We start from the raw sequence: 6925 nt of genomic DNA on the forward strand, positions 1-6925 counted from the left end.
CGTCATCAAAGGGAGGTTCCAGATGACCTACTTCACCACCAAAACCCTCAAGGCGTCGGTCGCCGCCATCGCGATTGTCGCAAGCACCCAGGCTGCAAGCGCCGAAGTGCTGACCATGTCGTCCTGGGTTCCGCCGACCCATTTCGTACACACCGACATCCTCGTGCCCTTCACCGAGCGCGTGGCCGAGGCCACCGAGGGCCGCGTCACCATCATGATCCTGCCCGCGCCGCTGGCCAGCCCGCCGCAACACTGGGAACTGGCGCGCAATGGCGTGGCCGACATCACCTGGGGCAACTTCACCTACGAGCCCGAGCGCTTCGTTTCGATGTGGTTCTCGGAATTCCCGAACTCCGGCACCAATGCCGAAGCGCAAAGCGTTGCCCTGTGGCGCACCTTTGACACCTATCTTGCCGACAACGCGGCGTTCGACGGCGTTGAAGTTCTGGGCGTCGGCCTCTTCGGTGGCGGTCAGCTTCACCACGGCTCCACCACCATTTCCGCGCCCGAGGACATGGAAGGGCAAAAGTTCCGCATGGGTGGCCCGATCCAGGAACAGCTGCTGACCGCGCTCGGATCGGTTCCCGTAGCCTCGCCCGCAACCCGCGCCTACGAGATGCTGGAAAGCGGCGTCATCGACGGCTCGCTGCACACGATGGAATCCGTGGTCAACTTTCGCCTCGACGAAAGCCTGACCCACCACACCGTGTTTCCGGGCGGCTTTTACGACGCGAGCTTCTTCATCGCCATGAACGGCGCCCGTTGGGACGGCCTGAGCGACGCAGACCGCGCCGCGATCGAAGAGATCTCGGGCGAGGCCCTGTCGGCGGCCTGGGGGGCGACCTTCGACATCCAGAACGCCGCCGCGTTCGAAACCCTGTCCGGCGAAGGCCACGAGATCGTGGAAGCCTCGCCCGAACTGGTCGCAGCGGTCGATGCCATCACCGACGACATGATCGCCGAATGGATCACCGCCGCCACCGCCGCCGGGGTCGAGGATCCGGCCGCCGTTCTGGAGTTCTACACCCGAACCTACACGGACCTCGTCAACGCAGAGGCCTCCGGCAGCTGATCGGCAGGACCGGGGGCAGCCCGCCTGCCTCCGGCCACAAAAGGGGAGGAGAAAACATGCGAAACCTGACATGGAAGATCCGGCATGCCGTCGAAACGGTGATGGCCCTGTTCCTTCTGTCCATGGTGGCCCTGACCTTCGCAGACGTCATCGGCAGGCGCATCTTCGGCGCGCCGATCTACGGCTCGAACGACATCACCGAACACCTCATGGCGCTGGTCGTCTTTTCCGGCCTGCCGCTGGTGACCGCCGCCGGCGCCCACCTGACTATCGACTTGTTCGACAAGCTGATCTCCAGCCCCCGGATGGGCTGGTGGCGGGTGCTGATCTCGGTCCTTGTCACCGCCGTTCTGGCGATGATGGCCTGGCTCTTCGTCAAGCACGGGCTGAACGCCTCGCAGATTTCCGAGGTCAGCCAAGCCCTGCGGGTGCCGCGCGCACCGCTCTACTTCGTCATGTCCGCAAGCCTCGGCCTCTCGGCCCTCGCCGCGCTGATCATCGCCCTCGCCGGGCCGATGGTCGATCCCGAAGACACCCACCAGGAGGAAGCCCTATGATCGTCGGTTCCATCGCGATGGCCTCGGCCATCATCCTCGCCTTCCTGCGCGTTCCGCTTGCCTTCGCCCTTCTGGCGGTCTCGGTGGCCGGGATCGGCTTCGCCATCAACTGGAACATCGCCTTCCAGCTGATCCCGCTCACCATCGCCGACGCGGTTCTGTCCTATGACCTTGCCGTGGTGCCGATGTTCATCCTGATGGGCAACGTCATTTCCAAAACCGGTATCGCACAGGATCTGTTCCGCGCCGCCTACGCCTTCGTCGGCAATGTGCGCGGGGGGCTGGCGCTCTCGACCATGGTGGCCTGTTCCGGGTTCTCGGCGGTCTGCGGATCGAGCTACGCCACTGCCGCGACCATGGCCAAGGTCTCCTACCCCAGCATGAAGAAATACCGCTATTCCGATGAACTGGCGGCAGGCACCATCGCAGCGGGTGGCACCCTGGGCATTCTGATCCCACCGTCGATCATCATGGTGATCTACGGCATCCTGACCCAGACCAATATCGGCGACCTGTTCATCGCGGGCGTGGTGCCCGGCCTGCTCGGCCTCGCCATGTACATGCTGGCGATCCGCCTTGTCGCCGCGCGCAAGCCCGAACACGCCCCGCAGGGCGAACGCACCCCCTGGCCCGAGAAACTGCGCGCCCTGTCCGGTGTCTGGCCCTTCCTGCTGCTCTTTGGGCTCATCATCGGCGGGCTCTACGCCCGGCTCTTCACGCCCACGGAAGCGGCGGGCATGGGCGCGGGCCTTGCGATCCTGATCGCCACGCTGCACGGACGCCTGAACTGGGCCACTCTGCGCAGGATCATCGTCGACACCGCCTATACCTCGGTCTCGCTCTACACGGTGCTTTTCGGCGCGCTGATGCTGTCGAAACTGCTGACCCTGTCGGGCCTTGCGGCGGGCGTTCTGGGCCTCGTGCAATCGACCGGGCTGGAGGGCACGATGCTGATCCTCGCGATCATGCTGGTCTTCCTCGTGCTCGGCTGCGTGATGGACTCGATGGCGATCATCCTGATCTTCGTGCCGCTTTTTGCCCCGATCGTGGTGGCGCAGGGGTTCGACCTGGTCTGGTTCGGGATCATCGTCATCGTCGTGACCGAGATCGCGTTGATCACGCCACCGGTTGGCATGAACGTCTTCGTCCTGAAGGCGGTGCTGCCAGAGGTGCCCGTGGTGCGGATCTTCAAGGGGCTCGTGCCCTTCATCGCAGCGGATGTCCTGCGGCTGGCTGCTCTGATCGCCTTCCCCGCGATCACGCTTTGGCTGGGCAGTACGATCGGTTGACCAGGTGCAAAGCCTCTGCATCTGGCAGATCCGGTCGAGCAGGAATCGTTCCTGCTCTTCAGGACATGCTTGGGCTGATGCCGTGACTTGCCGAGCAAAGCCCCTGCCGTTTCGGTGGCCTGCCTGTCGATGTCGAGGCCCGCGGCCACCGCATGGCGCATGACGATGCGGCGCCCATTACTCCGGCCCCCTGCGCCCCGACCGACGGCGATCAAAACCGCGCGGCTGCTATTCCTCGAACCCGAACCGTTCCAGCAATTCTTCGCGCGTGAAGACCTCGGGCTGTTCCCAGGGCGGGCGGCGCCTGACGAGCTGATAGCGCCCGTCTGGCATCCGCTCATACCAGGCGATCCCGATGGTCCCAAGGTCCTGCAGATGCGCCAGATAGGCATCCAGCGTGGTGAATTCTCGACCCTCGGCATGGGGCAGCGCATCGCCAGCGCCTGTCCCGTTGCCAAATGAGCTGTCCGCGACCATCGTCAGGCCTCCTGCCATCAGAAGCCCGGCCAGATTTACCATGTGGCCAAGCTTGAATTTCATCCTAAATCTCCGTTAAGTATTCGTGGTGGTTGCGTTCTTTCGGGGGAGATGCCTGGCAGCCACCGCGTTTTGCCCGGTCTTGCAGCTTTCTTCGACGCGCTTTTGGCAGAACGTACCAGTCCCCGAAGACTATTCAAAGCGGCCTTTGGCTGTGCAAATGAATGATGTCCCGTCGGGGGTCCGCCGCCTCCTGCCCTTGGATGCAACAGCCGGGACGCAACATGGAGAGACCAGATATGTGTTTGACCTGCGCCATATTCAATCCTTTCAAAACCGATGGCGACTGGCTGCATGACACTGGCAGCGAAAACGCGCTGACCATCTCCGAAACCTCCGATGCAGCTGGAAATTCCAGCACTGTTTACGGCATGTCTTCGGGCGATTCCTTCGTTGGCACGCTTGGCTTTGACAACGATTGGGACTGGGTCGAAGTGAATCTCACGGCGGGCGTGACCTATACCTTCACGATGACCGCTGGCTCGATGACGGATCCGTATCTCTATCTCTATGACGGGGCCTCAAACCCGGTGCGGAGCAATGACGATATCGGGTCTGGCAACCTGAACTCCCAGATCGTCTACACCGCAGCATCGAGCGGCACCTACTACATCGCCGCTGACAGCTACTACAACAGCCCCGGCTATACCGGCAGCACGGTCGATACAGGCACCTACACCCTGACCATGAGCGGCGGAGGCACCAACCCGCCGCCGCCCTCCGGCAACGACCTGCTGGACTCGATCACCTGGGGCTATACGGCCCCCAGCTCCATCAATGTCTACTTCGTGCCCGGCGGCGTCAGCTTCGATGACCCCTTTGACACGCCACAGACCACCTCGACCTGGAGCACTTACGAACAGCAGCAGGCGATGCTGGCCTTCGAGACCTTCGAGAACGTGGCCAACGTGACTTTCAACGTGGTCACGAACCCCAACCAGGCCGATTTCTTCATGGTCGAATCCACCGACCCGGACTCCTCCCTCGGCTATTGGGGCGTTGGCGGCACCTCGGTGACGATCAACGGCACCTCCTACAACAACCTCGACGGCCACGGCGTGTTCTACAATGGCGGCCAGGGCTGGACGACTCTCGGCCAGGCTCAGGGTGGCTACGGGTTTATCACCATGATCCACGAGATCGGGCACGGCATGGGCCTGTCTCACCCCCATGACACCGGCGGCACGTCTTCCATCATGGACGGCGTGACCGGGCCTTTCGGCAGCCTGGGCGATTTCGACCTGAACCAGGGCATCTACACGACGATGTCCTATAACGATGGCTGGCAGACCGCCCCGCACGGGGCCAGCCCGTCGGACAATTACGGCTGGCAAGGCACGCCGATGGCCATGGATATCGCGGTTCTTCAGTCGCTCTACGGGGCAAACACCACCTTCAACAACGGCAACGACACCTACGAACTGTTCACGGTCAATCAGACAGCCTTTTCCCACGCCTACTACTCGACGATCTGGGATACCGGCGGCATTGACACGATCGTCAACCCCGGCCTGCTGTCCTCCATAATCGACCTGCGCGAGGCCCCGCTGACCTATTCGGCGAATGGCGGAGGCTATGTCTCTTATGTCACCGGGGTGCATGGCGGCTTCACCATCGCTGCCGGGGCCGTCATCGAGAATGCGACCGGCGGTCGGGGAAATGACACGATCATCGGCAATGACGTGGCCAACGTGCTCGATGGCAACCTCGGCAATGACACCCTGACCGGAGGTGCCGCGGTCGATACGTTCATCTATTCCGGCGGACAGGACGTCATCACGGACTTCAACGGGGACTTTATTCGGCTCAACCTGACCTCATGGTTTGGCGATGTCAGCTCGCTGCTGGCCTCGGCAGTCGTCCAAAGTGGCAATCTCGTGCTCGACTTCGGCGGCGGTTACACGCTGACACTCAACGGTGTGACCAGCACCGCAGGCCTCGCAGGGCGCATCCGTGTCGGCGACAGCGACCCCGAAAGCGACCTGACCGGCGATGGAACGTCGGACATTCTGTGGCGCAACGGCACGACGGGTCAGTACGGCATGTTCGACATGGCTGGCGGCACGCCCACCTGGAGCGTTCTGGGCGGCGAGAGCACCGCCTGGCAGATCGGCGGGCTCGGGGATTTCGACGGGGATGGGACCGACGACATTCTGTGGCGCAACGATACCTCCGGCGGCATCGGCTTCTCGGCCATGGGCACCGGCAGCCCGGTCTGGAACGCGCTCGGCACCGCCGGGGCGGAATGGCAGATCATGGGCGTCGGCGATTTCAACGGCGACGGTACCGACGATATCCTCTGGCAGAACAGCAACAATGGCGGCGTGGGCATGTTCGCCATGTCGGGCGGCACGGCGACCTGGCAGACGATCGGCGGTTCATCTGCGCCGTGGGAGATCGTGGCGACGGGCGACATCACCGGCGACGGCATCGACGACATCATCTGGCGGAACTCCACGACCGGCCAGGTGGGCCAGTTCGAGATGTCCGGCGCGGGTACACCAACCTGGAGCGTCGTGGCCAATGTCTCCAACGACTGGCGGTTGGTTGGGACCGGCGATCTGGACGGCGACGGGACGGATGACCTCTTGTGGCGGCACGAGAGCTCGGGCGCTGTGGGCTACTACGCCATGGGCTCCGGTTCGCCGGTCTGGCAGGGCCTCGGTCAGGCCAGCTTCGATTGGGATATCGTGGGCACCGGCGACTACAATGGCGACGGCACGGACGACATCCTGTGGCGGAACGTCAATACCGGCACGGTCGGCATGTACGACATGGATGGCGGGCCAAGCTGGCAGACCATCGGCCAGGCCGCACTGGCATGGGACGTCGAGGGGCAGTTCGTGGATGAGTTCGTGTTCTGACGGGGGCGGGCCAGCCGACACCGGCTTCAGGACCGGCGGATGACTGTATAATTGCTTCGCTGTGGGCGATTGCCGCTGAATTGTGGATACGTGAGACCCGAGATTGGGTAAGTATCATGCCGGGATTTCAGCCCATTGCCCGCAGCTTGTAGGATGGTCCCTGCCTCCGTCAGCACATGCCATTGAGCAAATGCGATCTTTGGAATGAACTGGCGTGGTCCAGCTTAGTAGGGCGTAGAAAGCGGTTCTGCAGACCATTTCGGAACGCGCTACAGCCCTCGATTGTCGCCTCGGGTGCTCTTCCGAAGGGACAAGCCGGGAAAGAATTTGGCAAAATGGTCAGGAAGGCTAACGCCTATATCGAGATGCTCAGGCCAGTTGCCATCTGCCGCAACCGCCATTCTATCAAGAACAGAGCAGGCAGATGACCATCCTGTCATCTGCCTGCTCCGAATCTCCATCCAGGCTTATTTCCGTTCAGAACACGAACTCGTCCACGAATTGCCCTTCGACGTCCCATGCCAGCGCGGCCTGGCCGATGGTCTGCCAGCTTGGCCCGCCATCCATGTCGTACATGCCGACAGTCCCGGTATTGACGTTCCGCCA

General features: G+C 62.8%; 5 protein-coding genes. 4 read left to right on the forward strand and 1 reads right to left on the reverse strand.

What is annotated here, in order from left to right; all coding sequences use genetic code 11:
• The first annotated feature begins 22 nt into the window (after positions 1 to 22).
• Genes RBB16_RS15395 through RBB16_RS15405 form a run of 3 tightly spaced genes read left to right on the forward strand, consistent with a single transcriptional unit; the run spans position 23 to position 2918 of the window.
• A complete protein-coding gene (locus RBB16_RS15395) occupies positions 23 to 1072 on the forward strand; it encodes a TRAP transporter substrate-binding protein (RefSeq protein WP_306047002.1) in 1050 nt (349 codons plus the stop codon).
• Positions 1073 to 1128: 56 nt separating this feature from the next.
• Positions 1129 to 1629: a TRAP transporter small permease gene (locus RBB16_RS15400; protein ID WP_306047003.1), complete on the forward strand. Its 501-nt coding sequence runs from the start codon at positions 1129 to 1131 to the stop codon at positions 1627 to 1629.
• Positions 1626 to 2918, forward strand: coding sequence for a TRAP transporter large permease (locus RBB16_RS15405; RefSeq protein WP_306047004.1), 1293 nt, complete (start codon positions 1626 to 1628; stop codon positions 2916 to 2918). The genes RBB16_RS15400 and RBB16_RS15405 overlap by 4 nt, the downstream gene beginning before the upstream one ends.
• A gap of 228 nt (positions 2919 to 3146) precedes the next feature.
• On the opposite strand, the gene RBB16_RS15410 is transcribed toward RBB16_RS15405, so the two are convergent.
• Entirely contained in the window at positions 3147 to 3458 is a 312-nt protein-coding gene (locus tag RBB16_RS15410; RefSeq protein ID WP_306047005.1) for a hypothetical protein, read from the reverse strand.
• Between the two features lie 221 nt (positions 3459 to 3679).
• On the opposite strand from RBB16_RS15410, the gene RBB16_RS15415 reads away from it, so the two are divergent.
• Positions 3680 to 6319: an FG-GAP-like repeat-containing protein gene (locus RBB16_RS15415; RefSeq protein ID WP_306047006.1), complete on the forward strand. Its 2640-nt coding sequence runs from the start codon at positions 3680 to 3682 to the stop codon at positions 6317 to 6319.
• Positions 6320 to 6925 lie beyond the last annotated feature (606 nt).

It is taken from the genome of Nioella sp. MMSF_3534 (genome assembly GCF_030732985.1).
In the GTDB taxonomy this organism is placed as follows: domain Bacteria; phylum Pseudomonadota; class Alphaproteobacteria; order Rhodobacterales; family Rhodobacteraceae; genus Nioella.